The following is a 22,047-nucleotide window of genomic DNA, read 5'->3' as shown; positions in this document are numbered from 1 at the left end:
TTTCCAGGAGGAACCCGATGAAGGCTGCAAGGCTCTATGAATACGACCCCGCGATGAACGTCCGGCTGAAGATCGAGGACGTCCCCGCCCCCACCATCGAGCGTCCAGACGAGGTGATCGTCAAGGTGGGCGCGGCCGGGCTCTGCCGCACCGACCTTCACATCATCGAGGGGGTGTGGAAGGACTTCATGGACACGGGCGGGACCCTCCTGCCCTACATCATGGGCCACGAGAACGCGGGCTGGGTCGAGGACGTGGGCTCGGCCGTGACCTCGGTCAAGCCCGGCGACGCGGTGATCTGCCATCCGCTCAGGACCTGCGGCATCTGCCTGAACTGCCGGCATGGCCACGACATGCACTGCCAGCACAGTCTCTTTCCCGGTCTCGGACTAGACGGCGGTTTTGCCGAGTATTTCAAGACCTCCGAACGCTCGCTGATCAAGCTGAACACCGGGATCACGCCCTTGTCGGTCGCGCCGATGGCCGATGCCGGCATCACCGCCTATCGGGCGGCGAAGCGGGCGGCGAAGCTGCTGAACCCCGGCGAATGGGCGCTGATCCTCGGCGTGGGGGGCCTCGGGCATATCGCGCTGCAGGTCCTGAACGAGATGGCCGGCTGCCGGACGATCGCAGTGGACCGCGAGCCCGGCGCGCAGGTCCTGGCCAAGGAACTGGGGGCGGACAAGGTGCTCTCGGGCGGGCCGGACATCATCGAGGAGGTGCGCCAGATCACCGGCGGCGGCGCGAAGGTGGTGATCGACTTCGTGGGCGAACTGGGCGTCGAGAACCTGTGCTGGAAGCTGCTGAAGAACGGCGGCGACCTGATCATGGTGGGCTATGGCGGCACCATCGAGATCCCGACGCTGGAACTGGTCGCGCGCGAGATCCGCATCGGCGGCAGTCTGGTCGGCGACTACACCGAACTGGTGGAACTGATGGAGCTGAATGCGGACGGCAAGGTGAGGATGCACCAGACCGAATTCGCGCTCGACGACATCAACACGGCGATCGACGACTTCAAGAACCGCCGCTTCACCGGCCGCGGCGTGATCGTGCCGGGCGCGCCGCCGAAGAAGGTCGCGGCGTCGGAGCGGGTGGCCGAAGCGGTGAAGTGACTTCGATTCAGCCGGGCGCCCGACAAAGGGCGCCCGGACGTGGCCATTGCGACGGCACGCCCCTCGCCTCACCCGGCGCTCGTGGGCCCGCGGCGCCCTTCCGCCGGGCCGAAGCCCTCCCGGAAAATGGCGCTTCGGCCCGTCACTCGTAGGTCCGGCGGATGCCGTAATGGCGCATCTTGCGGTAGAGCGTCGGCCGCGAGATCCCGAGCATGGCCGCCACGCGCGTCACGTTGCCCTCGGCGGCGGCGAAGGCCCGGCGGATTGCGGCCTCCTCCACCTCGTCAAGGCTCAGATCCTCGGACCGCGGGCCGGGCCGTGCGGGACCGCGGCGGATCGACTCCGGCAGGTCCGTCGCGCGCACATCCTCGCCGCGCAGGAAGACATGCAGCCGGTCGCAGAGGTTGCGCAACTCCCGCACGTTGCCCGGCCAGTCCCAGCCATCCAGAAGGGCCATCGCCTCGTCCGAGAACCGCAGCGGCGCCCGGCCCATCCGCCGCGCGGCGGCCTCGTTGAAATGCGCGATCAGCAGCGGCACGTCGCCCCGACGCGCGCGCAGCGGCGGCACCTCGATTGTCACGGTGCTGATCCGGTAATAGAGGTCGCGGCGGAAGGTGCCGGCCGAGACATCGTCCATCAGGTCGCGGTTGGTCATCGCGACCACCTGCACGTCCACCGGCCGCCGCCGGCTGTCGCCGACACGGTAGATCGCCCGCTGCTCCAGCACGCGCAGCAGATAGGGCTGGATGTCCAGCGGCATCTCGCCGATCTCGTCGAGGCAGAGCACCCCGCCATGCGCCAGCTCGAACTTGCCGGGCCGCCCGTCGCGCATCGCTCCGGTGAAGGCGCCCGCGACATGGCCGAACAGCTCGGACGCCACCAGTTCGACCGAGATCGCGCCGCAGTTCATCGTGATGAACGGCGCATCCGCCTTGCGCGCCACGAAGGAGGCGTGGACGAGGCGTGCGAAAAGCTCCTTGCCGGTTCCCGTCTCGCCCTGGATCAGGATCGAGGCGCCCGCCTCCGCCGCCCGCCGGGCAAGGTCGAGCGCGTTCAGGAACTCGCCGCTCTGGCCGATGATGGGCAGCGGGGCCTCGCCGGTGCCGGCGCGCGGCGGGATCAGGCTCGCCACCGCCGCGACCGGACGCGGCGCGGAGACGACGCGGGGCCGCGGCAGATGCAGCACCGTGCCGCGCTGCTCGCCATCTAGGATCAGCCGGCTGATCCCGCTGGGCCGCAGCATCGGCGGCAGGGCAGCCGCGATCTGGCTGTCGCTTGACAGCCGCTTCAGGTCGACGAGCATGTGACCGAGGCGGAGCGGACCTGTGGCATCCTGCGCCTCGGGCGCGATGTTGCGGCTGAAGGCGACCCGCCCCATGCGGTCGAGGATCACGACGCCGTCTTCGGGACCGCGTCCGGCGCTCGTGTCGATGAAGGCCTCCAGCAGGCGCTCGCGCTCCTGCCGGCGGCGCTCGGCCAGGCGCGCCTCGATGTCACGCGCCGCCGCCGCCACCAGCGCCAGGTTGTGCGGCCGGAAGATCGAGGGGCCGCCCGAAAGGTCGATCGCCCCCACCGTGCCGAAGCCGAACGGATCGCGGATCGGAGCGGCGGCGCAGCTCCAGCCCTTGATGCCGGCGCAGAAATGCTCGGAGGCATGCACGAAGGTGGGCCGCTCCTCGCGGATCGCGGTGCCGATGCCGTTGGTGCCGATCACCGCCTCGTCCCAGGTCCCGCCGACCTCGAGGTTGATCTCGCGGCCCTGGTCGCGCGTGCGCGCATCGCCGATGGCGCGGATCACCATGCTGGAGGCGTCGCAGAGCAGCAGCATCGCCCCCGCCCCCTCCAGCAGGCGGCCCAGCTGGTCGAGCGTGTCGGTCGCGGCCTCCAGCAGTTCCTGCGCGCCCTGCAACCGTTCGCGCAGCGTCTCCTCGCAGGAGTGCAGCGGCGCCTCGCAGGCCCGCGCGTCGGTTCCGACCTTGCGGCAGCGCTGCCACGAGGCGAGGATCTCCGGCCGGACGCCGGCGGCCGGCCCCTCGGCCGCGACGCCGCTGAGCAGGTTTTCCCAGGCGCGCATCGTGGCGCCGTGGTCATAATCGGCCGACGGCGCCGCCGGGCGGTCGCTTCGGGCGTCAGTCATCCCGCGTCTCCCTGCTGTCCCTTCCGGGATTGGCTGGACATGCCGCTCAGGCCGTCAGGCCGAGCCGCCCGGACAGTTCGCGTGCAAGCCGCTCCTCGGTCAGCTCGGGCCCGATCTCGCATCCGTCGAGATCGCCGAGCACCTCGGCCATCCCCTCCGCCACCGGCGAGAGGAAGCCGTTGCCGGCGGTGGCCAGCGCGAAGCGCGTGCGCCCGTCGCGGCGGCGCAATTCGCCCAGCAGATGAAGCTGCCGGCCCGAGGAGGCGCAGGCGATCACGACCCGCCCGTTGCGGCTGATGCGAAGATAGGGCGCCTGCTCGGCCGGCGCCGCGGGACCGCCCCAGGCATGGATGCGGCGGGCCGGGGGCTCGGGGGCGGATGGCGCCGGGGTGGCGGCGGCCCGCGATGCGGAATAGCCGCCGCCGGTCAGCTGATCGGCCAGCCGCGTGATGCTCTGGCGGTTCTGATCGATGAGATGGCGTGCGGCGGCGTCTTCGCGGCGGGGACCGTCCCGCCTCGAGATGATGTCGACCATGTGTCCTCCCCTGGACCGGCAGGCGGCCCTCCCCGGCAGCCGGACGGTCGTTACTTCGGGACCCGCGGCAACCGCCACCCCATGTCGATCCGCTGATTTTGTCTGGAGGGGTGGCCAACGGGCCTGCAATCGGAATGCGGGAAGTCTAGCGGCCAATGGCACGGATAGGTGGTAACGGGCTACTACGCGGCCTTCGGCTTCCTCCCTTCGGCGCATGCCGGTCGCGTCTTCGCGGATGCCCCCGCCGCGCGCATGATCTGCCCAAGCTGCAGGCAAGCGCGCCCGGCCGAAGGCGGCCAGCCGAACCGCGGCCGGCCGCGCACAACCTTGCCGGGGGTGCGGGACGCTCCGCCGTCATGCGCCCGCCTGAAACATTGACTTCCGCGAACCCTTGTCCGTAGCCTCGGACCTGCCCCGCCCGCCCGGGTCGGGCCATTCGCGGGCCTGACCCGCAAGACGTTCAACACGGGAGAGAATCTAGTGAGGCGCTTTATCCTTCTGTCCACCGCTCTGGCAGGCTTCGCCCTGCCTGCCGCGGCCGACGAGATTGCGGTCCTCGGCTGGGGCGGAGCCTATACCGTCAGCCAGGTGGAGGCCTATCACAAGCCCTTCACGGCCAAGACCGGCACCACGGTCGTCTCGGTGGATACCGACAACCCGGCCACGCCGATCAAGGCGCAGGTGGAGTCGGGCAACGTGACGACCGATGTCGCCAGCGTGGAATATGCCGATGCCGTGCGGCTCTGCGACGAGGGCCTGCTCGAGCAGATCGACCCGGCCATGCTGGCGCCCGCGCCGGACGGCTCGCCCGCGACCGACGACTTCCTGCCGGGCTCCATAGCCGACTGCTTCGTGGCGACGGACGTGTTCTCGACCGTGATGGCCTACGACAAGAGCAAGTTCGCCGAGGGCGCGGCCCCCGCGAAACTGGCCGACTTCTTCGATCTCGAGAAGTTCCCCGGCAAGCGCGGCATGCGCAAGTCGGCCAAGGTCAACCTCGAGATGGCGCTGCTGGCCGATGGCGTCCCCGCCGCCGAGGTCTATGACCTGCTCGGCACGCCCGAGGGCATCGACCGCGCGTTCAAGAAGCTCGATACGATCAAGGACCAGATCGTGTGGTGGGAAGCCGGCGCCCAGCCGCCGCAGCTTCTGGCCGATGGCGAGGTCGCGATGACCATCGCCTACAACGGCCGGATCTTCAACGCCGCGATCTCCGAGAACAAGCCGTTCGAGATCGTCTGGGACGGACAGGTCTACGAGTTCGAGGGCTGGGTGATCCCGAAGGGCGCCCCCAACCTGGACAAGGCCAAGGAGTTCGTGACCTTCTCGACCGGATCCGAGCCACTGGCCAATGCCGCCGAATGGATCAGCTACGGGCCGCCGCGAAAATCCTCGGCGCCGCTCGTGGGCATGTATCAGGACGGCAAGACCGAGATGGGCCCGCACCTGCCGACGAGCCCCGAGAACATGTCCAACGCGCTGGCGTCGGACTACGAGTTCTGGGTGGATCGCGACACGGAACTCAACGAGCGGTTCAACGCCTGGCTCGCAAGCTGATCCCGCTCTTGCCGCCCGGCACGGTCCGGGCGGCAGGTTCTCCCGGAGGCGGCCTGCCGGCTCCGGGCCCTCGCCTTGAATGAACGGGGGGCGCTGACACCACCCCTTCCGGCCGGCTCCGGGCCCTCGCCTTGCCTGAACGAGCGGCTGACGCCACTCCCTTCCGCCCGGTCGCAAACGTCGCACCCCGGGCGACCGGCTTGACCGATGCGCCGCGCGGCGCTCGAATGGCCGGGGGAGGATCGGATGATGGGACAGGACTCCACCGAGACGAAATACGTGCTCGCCTGGGTCGACAGCCGGGACCGGCTGGAATTCGACCGGCACTATTCCGACGGCAGCCCGATCGAGTTCGACAGCGAGGCCGAGGCCGTGAAGGCCATTCCGCCCGAGGCGACCCGTCTGGTGCTGAAATCGGTAACGCGGCACCGCGCCGAATAGCCTGCGCCCGGCCGCGGCCGCCATCGTTTCGCGGCGCGCGGCCTGATCCGCTGTCACACCGCCGGCGAGGGATGCGCCTCGGGTTTGACGCCCGCAGGCCGTGCCGTCTTGCCTGACCGGCCGCCGCCGTGACCGGGGCGCGGATCCGGTCCGCCTCTGCCCGCTCCCGTCGTCGTCCGACGACTGCCGCAATCATGGGCAGGCCCCCTTCCGGTGCCGTCGCACCCGGCAAGATGCCCGCCAAGGAAGAGTTGCCTCGACGTCAGGTATTCCTCTTGATCGCAAAGGGCGAATCGCTGATCCTGAATTTGCTTGAACGTCCGAATTCTGAAGATCCGCTTCACGACCGATATCCCTGCCCGGAGGGTCGCATGACAGTCCGCATCTCTCGGAACCCGCCCCGCCTCCGGCCTTCATCGCCCGCCACCGCGCGCCCTGCGCGTTGACGCCGCCAGCGCGGCGCGCTGGCCTCCGACAGCACAGCCTCTGAAACCCCGCCGGTCCCGGACGGCCCTTGCCGCATGTCCGGCCGCCATGTCACCCGTCACGGGAGAGCGCCCGCCATGTATCAGCACCCCGGCGTCTATATCGAGCACGTCACCTCGAACGCCCTCGCCATCGAGGCGGCCTCGACCTCGGTGACCGCCTTCGTCGGCCGCACGCGGCGCGGCGCGCGGGTGACCGCCTCGGGCGGCGATCCGGTCTTCGTGACCTCGCTCGACCAGTATGCCCGGGCCTTCGGCCCGGCCGGAGGCGGCCTCGGCGGCATCCGCAACGACGACCAGAGCGCGGATGCCATGGGCCATGCCGTGAACCTGTACTTCGCCAATGGCGGGACCAAGGCCTATATCGTGCCGGTCGGCGAGGATGCGGGGACCGCCGCCACCGCCTCGATCGCATTCAAGGACGGCTCGGCCAACCGCAAGCTGACGCTGACGGCCAACTCCCCCGGCGTCTGGGCCAACAAGCTGCTCGCGCGCCTCGAGGTCGGCGATCTGGCGGGAGAGTATCGCCTGCGGATCGGCCTGCAGACCTCAGCGAGCCTCGCCGAGACCGATCTGGCGAAGAAGGCGATCGGCACCGAACTCGAGGTGATCCCGGGCCTGACCACGAAGACAGGCACCACCGGCTTCTTCGATCAGCGCGTGGCGCTGCTCTCGGGTCTGGTGACGGCCAGGCTCGAGGACGGCACGGCCGGGACCGATCCGCCACTGAATGCCGTGCTCGACACCGGCACCGACCCGAAGGCGCCGAAGACCACCGACTACACGGCGGCCTTCGAGCGGCTGCGCGATTACCGCGACATCTCGATCGTGCTGCTGCCGGGGCAGGTCTACAAGACCGGCACCGATGGGGCGACGGCCTATGACGCGGCGCTGACCCATGCCGAATACATGCAGAACCGGCTGGTGATCATCGATGCCGACGCGAAGGGCAGCCTGAAGACCCCGAAGGACGTCGCGGATGCGAAGCTGCCCACCTCGCCCTATGCGGTGCTCTATCACCCCCACCTGCTGGTCGCGAACCCCTACCACGACCCCGACACCGCCGCGAACCTGCCCCGGACCTTCGAGATCGGCCCCTCGGCCGCGGCGGCCGGGATCTGGGCGCGCATCGACGCCACGCGCGGGGTGTGGAAGGCGCCGGCGGGGCTTGAGGCGACGGTGCGCGGCACGCTCGGGCCGACGATCCTGATCGGTAACGAGGTGCAGGACAACCTCAACGAATGGGGGGTGAACTGCCTGCGCGCCATCATCGGGCCGACCGTGATCTGGGGTGCGCGGACGCTGGCCACCAAGGCGCGGCCGCAGTTCCGCTATGTCCCGGTGCGCCGCACCCAGAGCATGATCGGCGAAAGCCTCTACCGCGCGCTGCAGGCCGTGGTGTTCGAGCCGAACGACCACAAGCTCTGGGGCGCGCTGCGTGCGAGCGTGGGCGACTTCATGGACGGGCTGCACCGCTCGGGCGCCTTCCAGGGCGAAAAGTCCTCGGATGCGTGGTTCGTGCGCTGCGGGCTGGGCAGCACCATGACGCAGGGCGACGTCGATGCCGGCATCGTCCGGGTGGTGGTGGGCTTCGCGCCGCTGAAGCCGGCCGAGTTCGTCGTGGTCGAGATCCAGCAGAAGGTCGGCCAGTCGAACTGACCTTCCGTTCCCGCCGTTCAGGAGGCTTCCGCCATGCCCGCTCCGATGTTTCCCGCCAACGCCCACCGCTACGATCCCTACCGCACCTTCAAGTTCCAGGTGGTGATCGCGGGCCGCTCCGTCGCCGGCCTGTCCAAGATGGGCGCGCTGAAGAAGACGACCGAGGTCGTGAACTGGCGCTCGGCCGGCGATCCCTCGCACCAGCGCGCGATCCCCGGCGGCACCAAGTTCGAGAACGTGACGCTGGAGCAGGGCCTGAGCCACGACGAGGTGTTCGAGGAATGGGCCAATTCCGTGAACAACGTGGCCGAGGGCGACGCCGGCATGAGCCTGGTGAAATACCGCCGCGACGTGGTGATCAACGTGCTGAACCTGCAGGGGGTGCCCGCGATCTCCTACAAGCTGCGCCGTGCCTGGGTCAGCGAGTTCCAGGCCCTGCCGGAGTTCGACGCCAACAACATGAACACGGTCGGCATCCAGTCGATCACGATCGCCTACGAAGGCTTCGTGCGCGACCGCGCCGTGGCCGAGCCCGCGGAGAGTTGACGATGGGCTGGCGCGCGCCGGAGACGCTGGCGCTCGCCTTTCCGGAGGCGGTGCCCCGGCCGATGACGGGCGCGGTCGAGCTTCGTCTGGCCGAGGCCGCCATCGCGCCCGTCTCCCGCCCCGAGCGGGCGAGCGAGGTGCTCGTCGCACTCTACGAGACGCTCGGCGGCGAGCGGGTCACCGCACCGCTGGTGCGCCGGCTGCCGTCAGGTGCGCGGGCCTGGCTGCTCTGCCGGGCGGCCGCCCTGCTCGGGCGCGAGAGCGGCTGGTTCCAGGCCGACTGCTCGGCCTGCGGCGCGCCCTACGACCTGCGCCTGCACCTTGCCGAGGTGCCGAAGGGCCCGCCCGGCCCGGGCTTTCCCATGACCGAGGTCGAGACCAGCCTTGGCCCGCGCCGCTTCGAAGTGCCGAACGGAAGGCACGAGGAAGTGCTTGCCCGCGGCACCACGGCCGATCCCCGCCGCGATCTTGTGGCCCTGCTCGGGCTGGCCGGGACCGCGGTCGAGGATGCCTGCCGCTTCACGGAAGCCGATCTAGACCGGATCGAGGCCGCGCTCGATGCCGTCGCGCCCGACATCGGGGACGAGATCGCCACGACCTGTCCCGCCTGCGGGGCCGCCACCCGGGCGGTGATCGACCCGCTTGCCTTCGCGCTGCCCCGCCCAGACGAGATCCTGCGCGAGACGCATCTGATCGCCCGCGCCTATCACTGGGACGAGGGCGCGATCCATGCCCTGCCCGTGAGCCGCCGCCGGGCCTATGCGCAGCTCATCGCCGCCGAGATGCGCGGCACGGGGGGGGCGCGATGAGCCTCTTTGCCCGCATCCTGTCGCGCGCGGCCGTATCCGGGCTTCCCGCGGTGCCGCTGGCCCACCCGAAGGGCCGGCTCGGCACGCTGTCGCGCCTCGAGGAGCCCGAGCGCGAGGCCGGGGAGACGCCGCTCTCGCCGCTCTACCGCGCCATGCAGGAGGAGGAGGAGGCGCAGCCCCTGCGCCGCGCCGCCCCCCGTGCGGAAGAGGAGGAGGAGGAGGAGCCGGTCCGGCGCACCGCCGAAGGGGAGGAAGAGGAGCCGATCCAGGCGCAGCGTGATCTTCCGCCGGACGAGGAGGAGGCGCTGCAACCCCTCCGCCGCGCCGCCGCCCCTCCGGAGGAGGACGAGGAGGAGCCGGTGGCGCGCAGCCTTGCCCCCGACGACGAGGAGGAGGAGGCGCGGCCCCTTCGGCCGCTTCTGCGCCGTGCCCCGCCCGGGCCGGAGGAGGATGAGGAAGAACCCGTCGCGCGCCTCGCCCCGGACGCCGATGAACTTGAACCCCGCACCAGTCCGAAGCCCGCCTGGCTTTCGGCAGAGCCGGAGCCCGAGCCGCTGCTGACGCTGCGCCGCGAGGCGGCCTCGCCCGTGCCGGCCGTCGCCGGCCCTTCCGGCGGCCCCGCCGTCGATGCCGACATGGCCGCCTTGCCGCCTGCCGAGCCGCTCTGGTCGCCGGCCGCGCCATTCCAGCCCCCGACGCCGCTCACCGGCCCCGCATCGGTCGCCGAGCGCCCCCGCGTCGTGATCGAACAGATCGACGTGACGATCCATGAACCGTCTGCACCGGCCACGGGGATGGATGCCTCGGCCCTCTCCCGCGCGCTCCGCAGCCGCTATCTCGGGGGGATGTAAGCCATGGCGCTGCCGGTCTCCTCGCTGTCGGTCGCGATCCAGGGCTTCGCGGATTTCCTCGACACCCGCTTCGGCGAGGAGGTGGTGATCTCGCTCGACGCGCCGCAACGCGCGCAGGAGACGGCGAAGGGCGGCGAGAAAAGCCTGCTCAACATCTTCGTCTATCGGCTTGCGCCCTCGGGCTTCCATGCCGCCGCGGGCTCGGGCGATCCGTTGTTCGTGCGGGCGCATGTGCTGCTGACCTGCTTCCCCGCCGGTCAGGGCGATCCGCCGGCCGATACCGATCTGCGCGTCCTGGGTCACGCCATGTCGGTGCTGCAGAGCTTCCCGGTGATCCCGGTCGTCCTGCCCGGCGCTGTGCCCGCGGGCACGCCCGCCGATGACTTCCGCCGGCGCGAGCATGTCCTCTACCGGATCGAGGCGACGCTGCAGCCGGTGACGATGGAAGAGATGAACCACATCTGGACCACGCAGGGCGGCGAACTGGCCTATCGCCTCTCCTGCGGCTACGAGCTGGCGCTGATCCCGGTGGAGCCGCTCAGCCCGCGCGAAGCCGCTCCGCCGGCTCGGGCGGCGGTCCTCGACATCTCGCCCTCTCCGGTGCCGGTGCTGGCGGCGGACGGAACGCTGGCCTATGGGGCGGAGGCGCGGGCCTTCCCGCTGGCGGGCGCCACGGCGCCGCCGGCCGACTGGCTGCCGGTCCAGCTGTTCCGCAGTGGCGAAGGCCTCGGCTCGACGACGACGGTGCCGGCCGGGACGGCCACGGTCGAGGTGGCGCTGGCCGGTCCGCTGGGCGGGCGGGCCGCGCTGACCGTCGCGTGGCTCCGGGCCGGCGGCGCATCGGAGACGCAGGCGCCGCAGGCATTCACTATCGCCGCGCAGCGCATCGACGATCCGGCCGCGGCGGTGACGCTTGCGCTTCAGGGTGCCGCGGGCGGGGACCGGGCAACCATCACCGCCGAGCCCGCGGCCAACGACGGCACCCCTCTGCCCGGCTCTGCCACGGGCAACGTGCTGACCCTGACGGTGGGGTCGTGACATGACCCTGCGCCCCGCCGGACTGGATGCCTTCCTTGATGCCGAGTTCGACCGGGTGGCGGCGATGATCGCGCTGGCCGAGGCGGTGCGGACCGGCAGCGCCCTGCCCGACGAAACCGCCGAGCGGTTCCAGAGCCTGTCGGCGGCGGTCGAGGCGGCACGGACCTCGGGCGCCTGGGCCGGGCTGCTGGCGCTTGCCCCGCGTGAGGATCTGGCGGCGCTGACCCGTCTCGACGTCGATCTGATGGCGCTGGCACTGGCGCCGGTGGCGCGGCCGGCACTGGGGCCGCGGCTGTGGTCGCTGCAGCCGCAGGCGGGCAGCTGCTGGCCCTCGCTGCCGCTGATCGAGGACCTGTTGATGCTGGACGGCGGAGGTCAGATCGCGCTGCTGGTCGACCGCCTGCGCCCGACCGCGCCGCTCTCGGCGCTCGGGCTGATCCGGGTGGAGGGCGCGACGCCCGCCCAGACCGTCCGGCCCGCGCCGCGGCTGATCCAGACCATGCTGGGCCGCGATGCCGAACTGGCGCCACCGCCCGGTGCCACGCTCTCGGATCGCCGCGGCCGGTGGGAGGAACTGGTGCTGCCCGAGCCGACGCTGGCGCAGCTGCGCGACCTGACCGCCTGGATCGCCCGCGGCCGGATGCTGACCGAGGACTGGGGCGCGGCGCCGGCGCGCGGTCCGCTCGCGCTGTTCTCGGGGCCGTCCGGCACGGGAAAATCCTTCGCCGCCAGCGTGATCGCCTCGGCCCTTCATGCGCGGACGGAAGAGCCTTGGGCGCTCTACACGCTCGACCTCGGCCGGATCATGTCGAAATACGTGGGCGAGACCGAGGCCAACATGAATGCGCTGCTGTCGGCTCTGGAGGGGCGCAACGCGCTCCTGCAGATCGACGAGGCGGACGGGCTGCTGGGCAAGCGCGGCGAGGTGACGGATGCGCGCGACCGCTACGCCAACCTCGAGGTCAGCCACCTGCTCGCCCGCCTGGAAGACCATACCGGCCCGGTGATCCTGACCACCAATCTGCGCGCGAACGTGGATACCGCCTTCCTGCGCCGCTTCCAGATGGTGGTGGACTTCCCCGCCCCTGACGCGGCCGCCCGCGCGCGGCTGTGGCAGGTGCTGCTGCCGCCGCGCGCGCCCCGTGCCGCGGATCTGGACCTGTCCCGCATCGGCGAGGCGGCGCGACTTTCGGGCGGCGCGATCCGCAACGCCGCCACCTATGCCGCCGTGCTTGCGGCCGAGCGGGACGAACCCCTGGGCCTTCCCCACATCGCCCGCGCGGTCTGGGCCGAACTGAACAAGGACGCCCGCCAGATCCGCCGCACCGAGATCGGCTTTCTGGCCGAGCATCTGGAGGAGCCATGCTGATCCGCCGCCTGAGCCTGACCCTGCCCGCCCGGCTGCGTCCCACCGCCGAGCACGACGCCCGCGCCATCGCCGAGGCGCTGGCGCTCGAACTGTCGCGGGGCACGGCGCAGGGTTCGCTGGCGCTCTCGCTGCCCGGCAATGGCCTGAGCGGCCCGGTGCTGGCCGCGGCGCTGGCGGCGCAGGCACCGAAAGGGGGCCGCCATGGCCGTTGAGACCCGCGGCGTGCTGTTCGAATACGGCCTGACGATCCCGCCCTTGGCGCTGGTCTTCGACTTCAACCCGCAGGAGATCAGCCGCAGCCGCACCGTGACGGTCAAGACCGGCAACGCCCCGGGCGCGCGGGGCGGCTATGACTTCCTGACCCCGCTCGAGACCGCCCGCGTGGCGCAGGGCGTCGAGATGCAGGCCGAGAGCTTCTCGATCACCATCCTGCTCGATGCGACCGACCGGCTGAACGAGGGCGACGCCATCGCCCGCACCCATGGCGTGCAGCCCCAGATCGACACGCTGCGCGCCATGGCCGAGCCGAAGGCGCAGGGGCCGGCCGGGCTGAAGGTGCTCTCGTCGCTCTCCTTGGGCGGCGCGCGGGCCTTCGAGCGGCAGGAGGTGGCGAGCGTCCTGGTCTTCGCCTGGGGGATGCAGCTTCTGCCGGTCTTCCTGACCTCGGTCACGCAGAAGGAAACGCTGCACCTGCCGAACCTGATGCCCTACCGCGCCGAGATGGGCCTGACCATGCAGGTCATCGAAAGCGCCAACCCGTTCTTCCTTGCCGACAAGGTGCGCCAGACCATGGGCACGGCGCTGAACCTCGCCTCCGGCTTCCACACGGGATGATGCCATGGCGCTCTTCAAGGGATCCTATTACGAGGGCCTGAAACCGTTCGATCCGCCCGAGGACGGATCGGCCCCGTTCCGCGGCCTGCGTCCCCGCCCCATAGCCGCGCCGGAGCCGATCCTGGAACACACGGTCGCGGTCGGCGACCGGCTGGATGCGCTGGGCCAGCACTATTACGCCAGCCCGCGCGACTGGCGCCGGATCGCCGATTCCAACCCGCAGGAGATCTTCCCCGAGGATCTGGTCTATGCGCCCGAACCTCCGCCCCCCGGCGAGGTGCAGCGCGAGGCGGTGGGCGAGGTCGTGCTGATCCCCCGCCAACGGGAGGTGCGCTGAATGTCGCTGCTCGCCACCCTTCTCGATCCCGGCTTCCGGCAGGCGGCCTCCGTTCTGGTCACGGTTGGCACGGACGGGCGCGACCTCGGGCCGCTGGCCGATCTGGTCAGCCTGATCGAGATCCGCACCGCCCGAACCGAGGCCGCGACCGGCACCATCACAATCGACGATCGCCGACAGGAGGACGGGCGCTGGATGGCGGCCGACGCAGGCCTGTTCGCGCGATGGGAGCCGGTGACGGTCACCGCCGACTTCGGCACCCATTCCGAGGAGGTGTTCCGCGGCCACATCGTCGAGCTGAAGCCGCAGATGCCGCAGAACGGCGGCGAGGCGAAGCTGGTGCTGGAGTTGCAGGACGAGGGCGCGGCGCTGAACCGCGAGCACATGCGCAGGCTCTGGGGCGAGGATGCGCCGGTGTCGGACGGCGACATCCTGTCGGAGCTGATCGCGCCGCTGAACCTGTCCGTGGCAAGCGGATCGGGCGAGGGCCAGTCCTCGCGGACGCTGGCGATGGACGCCACCCCCACCGCCTTCCTGCGCGAACGTGCCCGCGCCAACGGCTACGAGATCATCTTTTCGCGTGGCGAGGTCTGGTTCGGGCCGATGCGGCTCGACGCCACGCCGCAGGCCACGATCATGATCTACGCTGGCACGGCGACCAACTGCCTCTCGTTCACCGTCTCGGACGAGGCGCAGAAGCCCGATGCCGTGACCTTCGAGACCGCCCCGCGCGAGGAAGGCGCGGACCCGGTGGTCGAGACCGTGACGCCGGACCTGCCGCTGCTGGGCACGACCGCTGTGGCCGACGAGGGCGCGGGGCTGGGCACGCCCGCCATCGCCCGCCTCTCTCGCGAGGGGGACGAGACCGAGGAGGAGACCCGGGCCCGCGCGCAGGCGCTGGTGAACGAGGCCAGCTTCCGCATCCGCGCCACCGGCGAGCTTGACGGCACGCTTTACGGTCACGTCCTGCAGGTCGGCCTGCCGGTGCGCGTGGATGGCGCGGGCGAGCGCAACGGCGGGCTCTACTACGTCGACAAGGTCAGCCACGCCTTCACCCCCGACGGCTACCGCCAGCGGTTCGAGCTGATCCGCAACGCCACCGGCGACAGCGACTCGCTGGGGGGCGCGCCGCTGTCCAAGGCGCTTTCCGCCATCGCCGGCCTGTTCTGAGGGGAGGAGAGAATGGACGAATTCGTCAATGCCCTCGACCGCACCGTCCGCCAGCAGCGCACGAAATACTGGGGCAAGTACCGCGCCTTCGTGCAGGACAATGCCGACCCGGAGGCGCTGGGCCGCATCCGGCTGACCATCCCTTCCGTGCTGGGCGAGGCGGCCAGCGCCTGGGCGCTGCCTTGCGTGCCCTATGGCGGCGGACAGGATTTCGGAATGCTGGCAATCCCCCCGGTCGGCGCGCAGGTGCTGGCCGAATTCCTGGAAGGCGACATCTCCTCGCCGGTCTGGGTCGGCACCTTCTGGCGGCAGGCGAGCGAACTGCCCGCCGAAAGCGCCGGCAAGCCCGAGGTCAAGATCCTCAAGACCGAGACCGGCCACCGCATCGTGCTGGACGACACCGAAGGCTCCGAGACCGTGACGATCCATTCGAAGGCCGAGGCCGAGATCGTCATGGACAAGGACGGCGCCATCCTGCTCACCGACAGTTCCGGCGGCAAGGTCACGCTGGATGCCCAGGGCTCGACGCTCACGGTCGAGGATGCGAACGGCAATTCGATCACGCTGTCCTCGACCGGGATCGCCTGCAAGGATGCCAACGGCAACGAGATCACGACCAGCGGATCGGGCGTCACGATCAAGTCCTCGGCCACGATCAACATCGAGGGCTCGCAGGTGACGGTGGCGGGCGCCGGCGGCGAGCCGCTGATCAAGGGCACCACGTTCCTGTCGATGTTCAACACCCATGTCCACAACGCCACCTCGATCGGCGCGCCCACCAGCCCGCCGATCGTGCCGCTGACGCCCTCCGTCCTCACCACGAAATCGACCGCGCAATGACCGACCGTCCCGCCACAGCCCTGCCCCGGGTGCGCTACATGGCCTTTCCGTTCCGGATGGAGCGGACGGGGGCGGCCACCGCCACCCGCTTCGACCACATCCGCCAGCAGGTCGAGCAGGTGCTGTTCACCTCGCCGGGAGAGCGGGTGTTCCGCCCGGAATTCGGCTTCGGCGCCCGGCGGCACGTCTTCGAGCCGAATGCCGCGGCGCTGTGGGATTACGCGCAGAACCGGCTTTACGGCGCGCTGGCCGAGGCGCTGGCGGGCGAGGTCGACCCCAGGACCATCCGCGTCGAGATCGGCGCCCCGGCCGACCGGCCCGAGGTGCTGCTGGTGCGGATCGCCTATATCGTCGCCGCCCTGCAGAAGGAGGAGGTGCATGACTTCGCCCTCTGACCGCCATGGCTGATCTTGCCCCGCCCCTGCTGACCTTCGACGGCTCCTGCCCCGATTGCGGCGAGCGGACGGCCGTCCTGCCCCTGCCGCTGCCGGGGGTCGAGGACGACTTCGACTGGCAGACCCGCGACTACGACAGCTTCCGGCTGTTCATGATGCAGGAACTGGCCTCGCGCTTCCGCGAGCGGCGGCGCTGGACCGCCGCCGACATGGAGGTGGTGATCGTCGAACTGCTGGCCGCGGCGCTCGACCGGGCGAGCCATGCGCTCGACCGGGTGCAGGCGGAACGGTTCCTCGACAGCGCCCGGCGGCCGGAAAGCGTGCGGCGCCTGCTGGCCCTGATCGGCTGGCAACCGGATGCCGGCCTGATGGCGGACCTGCGCGCGGCCGAGACCGCGCGCGGCGGATCGCGGCCCGATGGCGTGCTGCTGGAAGATCACTGGCGCCGCGTGCCCTCGGCGATGGAGTTGGCCCGCGCCGAGGGCCCGCGCCGGATCGGCGAGCAGCGCCGGATGGTGACGCTGGACGATCACGCGACGGTGCTCGCCTCGCATCCGCTGGTGGCGCTGGCCCGGGCGCGGCTGGTCTGGACCGGGGCGTGGCATTCCATCCTGATCGCCGTGCTGCTGGAAGACGACATCGACCTCGACGGCGCGCTGCACGAGGCCGGCGAGCCGTCCGAGGCGGGCGTTCCCAACCGCATCCGCCGCGCGCTCTGGGACGAGGTGACGGCCTTCCACCGCAGCCTCGGCCTGCCGCTGCCGCCGGTGGACGGGCAGCTCTGCGGCCGCAGCATCCTGCGCCCGCTGATCGAGCAGTATCGCATGATCGGCACCGAGGTCTTCCTGGAAGGCGCCCGCGCGGCCTCGGTCATCGTGACGCTCTCGGTGCGCGCGAAGCCCGGCTATTTCCGATCCGAGCTGCGGCAGGCGCTGGCGCAGGTCTTCACCGCCGATCAGGGCGGCTTCTTCGAGCCGGGGCGGCTGGGCTTCGGCGTGCCGCTCTATGCCTCGGATGTCATCGAGGCTGCGATGCAGGTCGAGGGCGTCGCCGTGGCGTGCCTCAACCTCTTCCGCCGGGTCGGTCGCGGCTTCGAGGACCAGTCGGCCGATGGGGTCATCACCGTGGACCCGGACGAGTTCATCCGCTGCATGAACGACCGCGCCCGCCCCGACCGCGGCACGATCCGCATCACCGTGAACGGAGGAGAGGCCGCATGAGCGCCCCGAACCCGGACCGCCCCGACATGACGCGCGACCTGACGCGCTGGAACCGCGCGGGCCTCACCCGCTTCCGCTATGTGGACGGCGATGCGGCGGTCTGGCTCGAGGAGCTGCGGCTGGCGCTCTTCGGCCTCTACCTGCGCGGCGAGCCCGCCGCCGACCGCCTGCCCGAAGGCTGGCGCGACCTGTTCCTGAAGCCCGTCGAGGAGTGGCCCACCGCCGCGCGGATGGAGGAGATCGCGGCGCGGGTGGACTGGGCGCGCCTCGCACCCTCGCGCCCGCCGCGGGCCGAAAGCCGCGGGCAGCGCAACCGGCGGCTCCTGGACCAATACGAGGCCCCGCCCGACGGCGATCACGCCTGGGAGATCCTGCGCGCCTTCGCTCGCGCCGCCGATGTGCTGCTCGGCCATCTCGATGCCTATGCCAACGAGGGCTACCTGCGGACGGCGACGCAATGGGACAACCTGCGCCGGCTGGCGGCGATGGTGAACTACCAGCCCGGGCCTCCGGCCTCGGCCACGACCACCGTCGCGCTGACGCTGAAGCCCGATGCTGGAACCGTGAGGATCGGGCGGGGACTGGCGATGAAGGCGGCCCCCGCAGGTGGCGGCGCGCCGCTGGTCTTCGAGACCCTCGCCGTGCTGGACGCCCATCCCGACCTGAACGCGGTGCGGGTGGAAGACTGGGACGTGAACGCCACGCCCCTGCCGCTGGGCACGACGACGGCCCTGCCGGTCGACTGGCTGAAGGGTCCGAAGACGGCACTGGACCCGGGCGATCTCGTGGTGGTCGCGCGCGGCGAGGCCGGGGATGCGCGCGCGGTCGCCGCCACAAGCGTGGGCGAGATCGCCCTGACCGTCACGCTCGACCGCGGCCTGAACGGCGCGGTCCATTCCGGGACGATGCTCTGGATCGCCGCCGATGACGTGCGCGTGGCCGAGCCGCAAGGCCGCGAGGGCCGCCTCGTGATCGAGACCGTGGCCCCGATGGCCGTCGGGCCGGGCGACATCCTGTGGATCCGCGACGGCAGCCGCCATGCGAGCCATGTCGAAGTGGTGGAGGTGCGCGGCGATGCGGTCGTGGTCTCGACCGACCGTGCCTTCGCCGGCGGACTCGAGATCCTGCCGCTGGTGCCGCTGGCGGCCGACGACGAGGGCTTCGTCCGCGTGCCGGTTTCGGTGTCGCGGGTCTGGTTCTCCGGACCCGGCGGCCCCGTCTCGACGGCCTGGGGCGACGAGGGCGAAACCCGGCCCGAACTGGCACCGGACGGCCGCACCGAGGTCAACCGCCTGTTCGCCGCCAAGGGCTTCACCGCGACGCGCGGGTTCCGCCACGACGCGGCGATGACGGCGGTAGAGGGCAAGGTCAGGCCCTCCGCTGCGCCGGTGCTGCCGGACCGCCCGGCCGACGCCACCCGCACCGCAAGTTTCGCCGGCAAGCCTCCGAAATCGCTGGCGGTCGGCAGCTGGTTCGCGCTTCGCCCGATCGAGGGCGGCACGCCCAGGGCGCTCCGCGTGGTGGGCCTGTCGGCGGGGCCCGGGCGCTATCATGTGCTGTTCCACGACACGATCGACATTCCCCCCGAGCGCGCCGAATTCCACGGCCCGATGACCGAGGCGCTGCGCCCTGTCGGCTGGAACCGCAATCCCCTGCCGGGCGCGCCGGGCAAGGTGGCACGCCTGACCGGACTCTCGCCGGAAGCGCGGCTGCTGTTGAAGCCGGGCCGCAGCCTGATCGTCAGCCGCGGCCCCGATGACGCGCTGGCGACGATTGCGACCGTCAGCACCGGCGACGCGGTGGAGATCACGCTGGCGACCTCGGCCGACCTCTCGGACTGGGCGGCGGGGGACATGCTGCTCAGGCTGAATGCGGTGCTTGCGGGCCATGGCGAGACGAAGCCGCCGCGCCTTCTCGGGTCGGGCGATGCCGAGCAGCCGCTGCAGAGCTTCCGCCTGCCGGTGAAGGAGGTCAGCCACATCCCCTCGACCATCGCGGAGGCGGGCGTGGTGCCCGACATGGACGTGGCGGTGGATGGTGTCGTCTGGCCGTGGCGCGACCTCGTCGACGTGACGGCCGAGGGCGCGAAGGCCTGGTCCTCGAGCCTGACGGAAGACGGCGAGATCCTCGTGCGCTTCCGCCGCCGCCTGCCGACCGGGACGAACAATGTCACCGTCCTGCGCCACCGCGTCGGCACCGGCGGCAGGGGTTCGGGGCTTGCCGCCTTCTCTTTCACGAAGCCGATGAAGAAGCATCCGCAAGTCGATGCCATTCATCAGCCTTTCGTCACGGCAGGCGGCGCCGACCGCGAGCCGGTGGCCAGCCTTCGCCTGTCGGCGCCGTCGCGGCTGGCGGCCAACGGCCGCGCCGTCTCGGCCCGCGACTTCGAGCGGCTGGCCATGCGGGTGCCTTCGGTCTGGCGCGCGCGGGCGGAGGAACGACCGGGCGGCGGCGCGATGCGCGAATTGCGCCTGACACTCGTCACCGCGGATGGCCAGCCGCTCTCGCCGGACCTGACCGAGAGCCTGCGGGTGAAGATCCTGAAGGACGCGATCCCGGGCGTGCGGCTCTCGTTCGCGCTGTTCGAGACGCTGCCGCTGCGCCTCGAGGCGGTGGTGCGCGCCGACCTCGTCTCGTTCGACGCGGCCGATGTGAAGGCTGCGGCAGAGGCCGCGCTGTGGCGGGCGTTCGGGCTGCAGGCGCGGGATTTCGGCCAGCCCGTGCACCGCGCCGAGATCCTTGCTGCGCTCGAGGCCGTGCCGCAGGTCGAGACGGCGGTGGTCACGCGCTTCGACCTTGCGCCACCCTATGACCTGAGCCAGCCGAGGCCGGAGGGATCAGCCCTGCCGTGGCCTGCGAACGTGGCGCTGCTCGACGGCGCGGTGGCCGCGATCTACCCGGCCGGGCATCAGGTGGCGCATCTGCCCGGGCCGCTCCAGCCCGAGCCGCGCGGCATGGTCTCGGTCACCGTGGAGGGCCTGACATGAGCCTCGGCATCGACGATCTGCTGACGCGGGCCGGTCACATCCTCTGGCGCGAACTGCCCGAAGAATACCGCTATCGCGACGTCCCGCCCGAGCCGGACGAGCCCGGCGACCTGCAGGCCTTCCTGCACGGCATGGGCCACCTGCTGGACCTGATCCGCGGCACGACGGAACAGCTTCACGCCGACAGCTTCGCCGAGGCGCCCACGGGTGGTCGGCAGATCCAGTCATGGATCCTGCCCTATCTGGCCGAGATCGTCGGGGCCGACCTTGCCGCCCCCGATCCGGCACAGCGGGTGGCCGAGCTGAACGCCTCGGTCCGCTGGTTCAAGTCGAAGGGCACGCTCGCCTCGATCGACGAGGTGGGCGACGTGGTCGTGGGCGCCGAGACGGTCGCGCGAGAGGGCTGGCGCCGGGTGCTGACCTGTCCGCGGCCGGGGTTGCCGCCCTTCACGCTGCCTCCGGAAGGCGCGGCGGACGAGCTTGCACCCGACGGGCGCCGGCGGGTGCCCCATGCCGCCGACCCCGGCGCCCATGCCACGATCCCGCTCGGCTGCCCGGATTTCCGGCGGGAAGACCGGGCGGTGCGCGACCCGTCGGGCGCCAATCCGCTCTATCGCGTCAGCCAGCCGCGGCGGGACGCGAACGGGGTCGAGACGGCGGCCGAGGCGATCTTCTGGCGGCCGGCGGCCCCCGGCGGCGTGCCCTGCTTCCCGGGCGCCTATGACGACGGCGCGGCGCGCTGCCCGGACCTGCGCGACCCCGATCGGGTGGCGGTGCCCGGGCCGCATCCCCGACGGACCCTGATCCATGTCCGCCCGCCCGACGGGCTGTTCGCCGAAGGGCTGAAGGTGCTGACGCTCGACGCCGCGCAGCTCGAACCCGGCCCCGAGGGTCTGGAGGTCGACCCGCGGGCGGCCTTCGCGCTGGCCGGCACGCCGCTGCCCGAAACGGCGCCCGCGCCGGACCGCGTGGTGGTGCGCCTCGCCGCCGATGTGCGGGTGGCGGCAGGGCGCGAGTTGCGGCTGACCGGCATCCTGATCACCGGACAGGCGGGCGCCAACCCGGTCCGGCTGATCGCCGCCCCCGGCGCCCGGATCCTTGCCGAGCGTTCCGCGGCCGAGCGTGTGGTGCTGGAGGGCTTCGGCCCTGACGGCGAAACGGGCCTGCCCCGACCGACGCTCGAGGCGCGGGATTCGATCTTCGGCGAGATCGCCGGCGGCACGGGCTTCGCGCGTGTGGAATACTGCACGGTGACGGGCGAGACCGACGTGACGCTGCTGCAGGCCTCGGACTGCATCCTCGGCGCCCTGTCCAGCAATCTCGCCTGCACCGAAAGCGCGGAGGCCGGAACCCCCGCCTCCTGCATCCGCTTCTCGCGTGCCGAAGCAGTCGGGGAGTGCGCCGGAAGCCCCAGCAACACCGCCGCCCTGCCGCGCTTCGCCAGCCGCTGGATCTGCGGCACTGTGCCCGAGTTCCGCCCCGCCCGCTACGGCGAGCCGGGCTATGGCGTGCTCTCGACGCTCTGCCCTGCCGCCATCCGCAGCGGAGCCGAGGACGAGGGCGAGATGGGTGCCCATCACCACCAGTTCCTCGCAGCCGAACTCGAGGCGCTGCGGCTGAAGCTGCTGACCTTCCTGCCTTTGGGGCAGGAGATCGCGATCTTCCACGACCCCCTGCTCGCGCTCCGGCCTCCGGAGGCCCTGGCCTGAGCCGGCACCCGTT

The 22,047-nt window shown here is 71.4% G+C and carries 20 protein-coding genes; 18 read left to right on the top strand and 2 right to left on the bottom strand.

The genetic code is table 11. The features are described from left to right. The first annotated feature begins 17 nt into the window (after nt 1–17). Nucleotides 18–1,115 (top strand): NAD(P)-dependent alcohol dehydrogenase, encoded by a 1,098-nt coding sequence (locus CK951_RS06905; RefSeq protein ID WP_096785446.1) that lies wholly within the window; start codon nt 18–20, stop codon nt 1,113–1,115. Between the two features lie 142 nt (nt 1,116–1,257). Here the strand turns inward: CK951_RS06905 and CK951_RS06900 are convergent, their stop codons facing one another. Both CK951_RS06900 and CK951_RS06895 read right to left on the bottom strand, forming a co-directional pair. Beyond that, nucleotides 1,258–3,252 (bottom strand): sigma-54-dependent Fis family transcriptional regulator, encoded by a 1,995-nt coding sequence (locus CK951_RS06900; protein WP_096785445.1) that lies wholly within the window; start codon nt 3,250–3,252, stop codon nt 1,258–1,260. Between the two features lie 46 nt (nt 3,253–3,298). Continuing rightward, nucleotides 3,299–3,787, bottom strand: a complete 489-nt coding sequence (locus tag CK951_RS06895) for a hypothetical protein (RefSeq protein WP_096785444.1) — start codon at nt 3,785–3,787, stop codon at nt 3,299–3,301. Between the two features lie 480 nt (nt 3,788–4,267). Here CK951_RS06895 and CK951_RS06890 point away from each other — a divergent pair, with 480 nt between their 5' ends. The 17 genes from CK951_RS06890 to CK951_RS06810 all read left to right on the top strand — a co-directional run bounded on the left by CK951_RS06890 (nt 4,268) and on the right by CK951_RS06810 (nt 22,034). Beyond that, on the top strand, nt 4,268–5,344 hold the full coding sequence (locus tag CK951_RS06890; protein WP_096785443.1) for an ABC transporter substrate-binding protein: 1,077 nt from the start codon (nt 4,268–4,270) through the stop codon (nt 5,342–5,344). Between the two features lie 246 nt (nt 5,345–5,590). Continuing rightward, nucleotides 5,591–5,785, top strand: a complete 195-nt coding sequence (locus CK951_RS06885; protein ID WP_232520707.1) for a hypothetical protein — start codon at nt 5,591–5,593, stop codon at nt 5,783–5,785. 563 nt (nt 5,786–6,348) lie between these two features. Then, nucleotides 6,349–7,929 carry a phage tail sheath subtilisin-like domain-containing protein gene (locus CK951_RS06880; protein WP_096785442.1) on the top strand — a complete coding sequence of 527 codons (1,581 nt, stop codon included), beginning with the start codon at nt 6,349–6,351 and terminating at the stop codon, nt 7,927–7,929. Between the two features lie 33 nt (nt 7,930–7,962). After that, entirely contained in the window at nt 7,963–8,475 is a 513-nt protein-coding gene (locus CK951_RS06875) for a phage tail protein (protein ID WP_096785441.1), read from the top strand. A gap of 2 nt (nt 8,476–8,477) precedes the next feature. Next, entirely contained in the window at nt 8,478–9,284 is an 807-nt protein-coding gene (locus tag CK951_RS06870) for a hypothetical protein (RefSeq protein WP_096785440.1), read from the top strand. Beyond that, a complete protein-coding gene (locus tag CK951_RS06865; RefSeq protein ID WP_096785439.1) occupies nt 9,281–10,135 on the top strand; it encodes a hypothetical protein in 855 nt (284 codons plus the stop codon). The genes CK951_RS06870 and CK951_RS06865 overlap by 4 nt, the downstream gene beginning before the upstream one ends. A gap of 3 nt (nt 10,136–10,138) precedes the next feature. Then, the gene (locus tag CK951_RS06860; protein ID WP_096785438.1) at nt 10,139–11,173 is read left to right on the top strand and encodes a Pvc16 family protein; all 1,035 of its coding nucleotides are present in this window, start codon (nt 10,139–10,141) and stop codon (nt 11,171–11,173) included. 1 nt (nt 11,174) lies between these two features. Further along, entirely contained in the window at nt 11,175–12,542 is a 1,368-nt protein-coding gene (locus CK951_RS06855) for an ATP-binding protein (RefSeq protein WP_096785437.1), read from the top strand. Then, nucleotides 12,536–12,754, top strand: a complete 219-nt coding sequence (locus CK951_RS06850; RefSeq protein WP_096785436.1) for a hypothetical protein — start codon at nt 12,536–12,538, stop codon at nt 12,752–12,754. The genes CK951_RS06855 and CK951_RS06850 overlap by 7 nt, the downstream gene beginning before the upstream one ends. After that, the gene (locus CK951_RS06845) at nt 12,744–13,376 is read left to right on the top strand and encodes a hypothetical protein (RefSeq protein ID WP_096785435.1); all 633 of its coding nucleotides are present in this window, start codon (nt 12,744–12,746) and stop codon (nt 13,374–13,376) included. Before CK951_RS06850 ends, CK951_RS06845 begins: the two co-directional genes overlap by 11 nt. A gap of 4 nt (nt 13,377–13,380) precedes the next feature. Continuing rightward, the gene (locus tag CK951_RS06840; protein WP_096785434.1) at nt 13,381–13,713 is read left to right on the top strand and encodes a hypothetical protein; all 333 of its coding nucleotides are present in this window, start codon (nt 13,381–13,383) and stop codon (nt 13,711–13,713) included. After that, complete coding sequence (locus CK951_RS06835; protein WP_096785433.1) at nt 13,714–14,883, top strand: phage late control D family protein; 1,170 nt, start codon at nt 13,714–13,716, stop codon at nt 14,881–14,883. It begins immediately after the preceding gene. 12 nt (nt 14,884–14,895) lie between these two features. Further along, the gene (locus CK951_RS06830) at nt 14,896–15,723 is read left to right on the top strand and encodes a phage baseplate assembly protein V (protein WP_096785432.1); all 828 of its coding nucleotides are present in this window, start codon (nt 14,896–14,898) and stop codon (nt 15,721–15,723) included. After that, nucleotides 15,720–16,118 carry a GPW/gp25 family protein gene (locus CK951_RS06825; RefSeq protein ID WP_096785431.1) on the top strand — a complete coding sequence of 133 codons (399 nt, stop codon included), beginning with the start codon at nt 15,720–15,722 and terminating at the stop codon, nt 16,116–16,118. The genes CK951_RS06830 and CK951_RS06825 overlap by 4 nt, the downstream gene beginning before the upstream one ends. Before the next feature lie 5 nt (nt 16,119–16,123). After that, nucleotides 16,124–17,338: a hypothetical protein gene (locus CK951_RS06820; RefSeq protein ID WP_096785430.1), complete on the top strand. Its 1,215-nt coding sequence runs from the start codon at nt 16,124–16,126 to the stop codon at nt 17,336–17,338. After that, nucleotides 17,335–20,325, top strand: coding sequence for a hypothetical protein (locus CK951_RS06815; protein WP_096785429.1), 2,991 nt, complete (start codon nt 17,335–17,337; stop codon nt 20,323–20,325). The genes CK951_RS06820 and CK951_RS06815 overlap by 4 nt, the downstream gene beginning before the upstream one ends. Beyond that, entirely contained in the window at nt 20,322–22,034 is a 1,713-nt protein-coding gene (locus CK951_RS06810) for a hypothetical protein (RefSeq protein WP_096785428.1), read from the top strand. Before CK951_RS06815 ends, CK951_RS06810 begins: the two co-directional genes overlap by 4 nt. The last annotated feature ends 13 nt before the right edge of the window (nt 22,035–22,047 follow it).

Origin of the sequence: Rhodobacter sp. CZR27 (genome assembly GCF_002407205.1) — a bacterium.
In the GTDB taxonomy this organism is placed as follows: Bacteria; Pseudomonadota; Alphaproteobacteria; order Rhodobacterales; family Rhodobacteraceae; genus Cereibacter_A.
Note: the sequence above shows the minus strand (reverse complement) of the source record. Positions and strands in the feature narration are given on the sequence as shown.

Excerpts from the sequence above, each read along its gene's own strand:
- CK951_RS06905 (WP_096785446.1), top strand. The coding sequence starts at position 18 with ATGAAGGCTGCAAGGCTCTATGAATACGACCCCGCGATGAACGTCCGG.
- CK951_RS06900 (WP_096785445.1), bottom strand. The coding sequence starts at position 3,252 with ATGACTGACGCCCGAAGCGACCGCCCGGCGGCGCCGTCGGCCGATTAT.
- CK951_RS06895 (WP_096785444.1), bottom strand. The coding sequence starts at position 3,787 with ATGGTCGACATCATCTCGAGGCGGGACGGTCCCCGCCGCGAAGACGCC.
- CK951_RS06885 (WP_232520707.1), top strand. The coding sequence starts at position 5,591 with ATGATGGGACAGGACTCCACCGAGACGAAATACGTGCTCGCCTGGGTC.
- CK951_RS06880 (WP_096785442.1), top strand. The coding sequence starts at position 6,349 with ATGTATCAGCACCCCGGCGTCTATATCGAGCACGTCACCTCGAACGCC.
- CK951_RS06875 (WP_096785441.1), top strand. The coding sequence starts at position 7,963 with ATGCCCGCTCCGATGTTTCCCGCCAACGCCCACCGCTACGATCCCTAC.
- CK951_RS06870 (WP_096785440.1), top strand. The coding sequence starts at position 8,478 with ATGGGCTGGCGCGCGCCGGAGACGCTGGCGCTCGCCTTTCCGGAGGCG.
- CK951_RS06865 (WP_096785439.1), top strand. The coding sequence starts at position 9,281 with ATGAGCCTCTTTGCCCGCATCCTGTCGCGCGCGGCCGTATCCGGGCTT.
- CK951_RS06860 (WP_096785438.1), top strand. The coding sequence starts at position 10,139 with ATGGCGCTGCCGGTCTCCTCGCTGTCGGTCGCGATCCAGGGCTTCGCG.
- CK951_RS06855 (WP_096785437.1), top strand. The coding sequence starts at position 11,175 with ATGACCCTGCGCCCCGCCGGACTGGATGCCTTCCTTGATGCCGAGTTC.
- CK951_RS06850 (WP_096785436.1), top strand. The coding sequence starts at position 12,536 with ATGCTGATCCGCCGCCTGAGCCTGACCCTGCCCGCCCGGCTGCGTCCC.
- CK951_RS06845 (WP_096785435.1), top strand. The coding sequence starts at position 12,744 with ATGGCCGTTGAGACCCGCGGCGTGCTGTTCGAATACGGCCTGACGATC.
- CK951_RS06840 (WP_096785434.1), top strand. The coding sequence starts at position 13,381 with ATGGCGCTCTTCAAGGGATCCTATTACGAGGGCCTGAAACCGTTCGAT.
- CK951_RS06835 (WP_096785433.1), top strand. The coding sequence starts at position 13,714 with ATGTCGCTGCTCGCCACCCTTCTCGATCCCGGCTTCCGGCAGGCGGCC.
- CK951_RS06830 (WP_096785432.1), top strand. The coding sequence starts at position 14,896 with ATGGACGAATTCGTCAATGCCCTCGACCGCACCGTCCGCCAGCAGCGC.
- CK951_RS06825 (WP_096785431.1), top strand. The coding sequence starts at position 15,720 with ATGACCGACCGTCCCGCCACAGCCCTGCCCCGGGTGCGCTACATGGCC.
- CK951_RS06820 (WP_096785430.1), top strand. The coding sequence starts at position 16,124 with ATGGCTGATCTTGCCCCGCCCCTGCTGACCTTCGACGGCTCCTGCCCC.
- CK951_RS06815 (WP_096785429.1), top strand. The coding sequence starts at position 17,335 with ATGAGCGCCCCGAACCCGGACCGCCCCGACATGACGCGCGACCTGACG.
- CK951_RS06810 (WP_096785428.1), top strand. The coding sequence starts at position 20,322 with ATGAGCCTCGGCATCGACGATCTGCTGACGCGGGCCGGTCACATCCTC.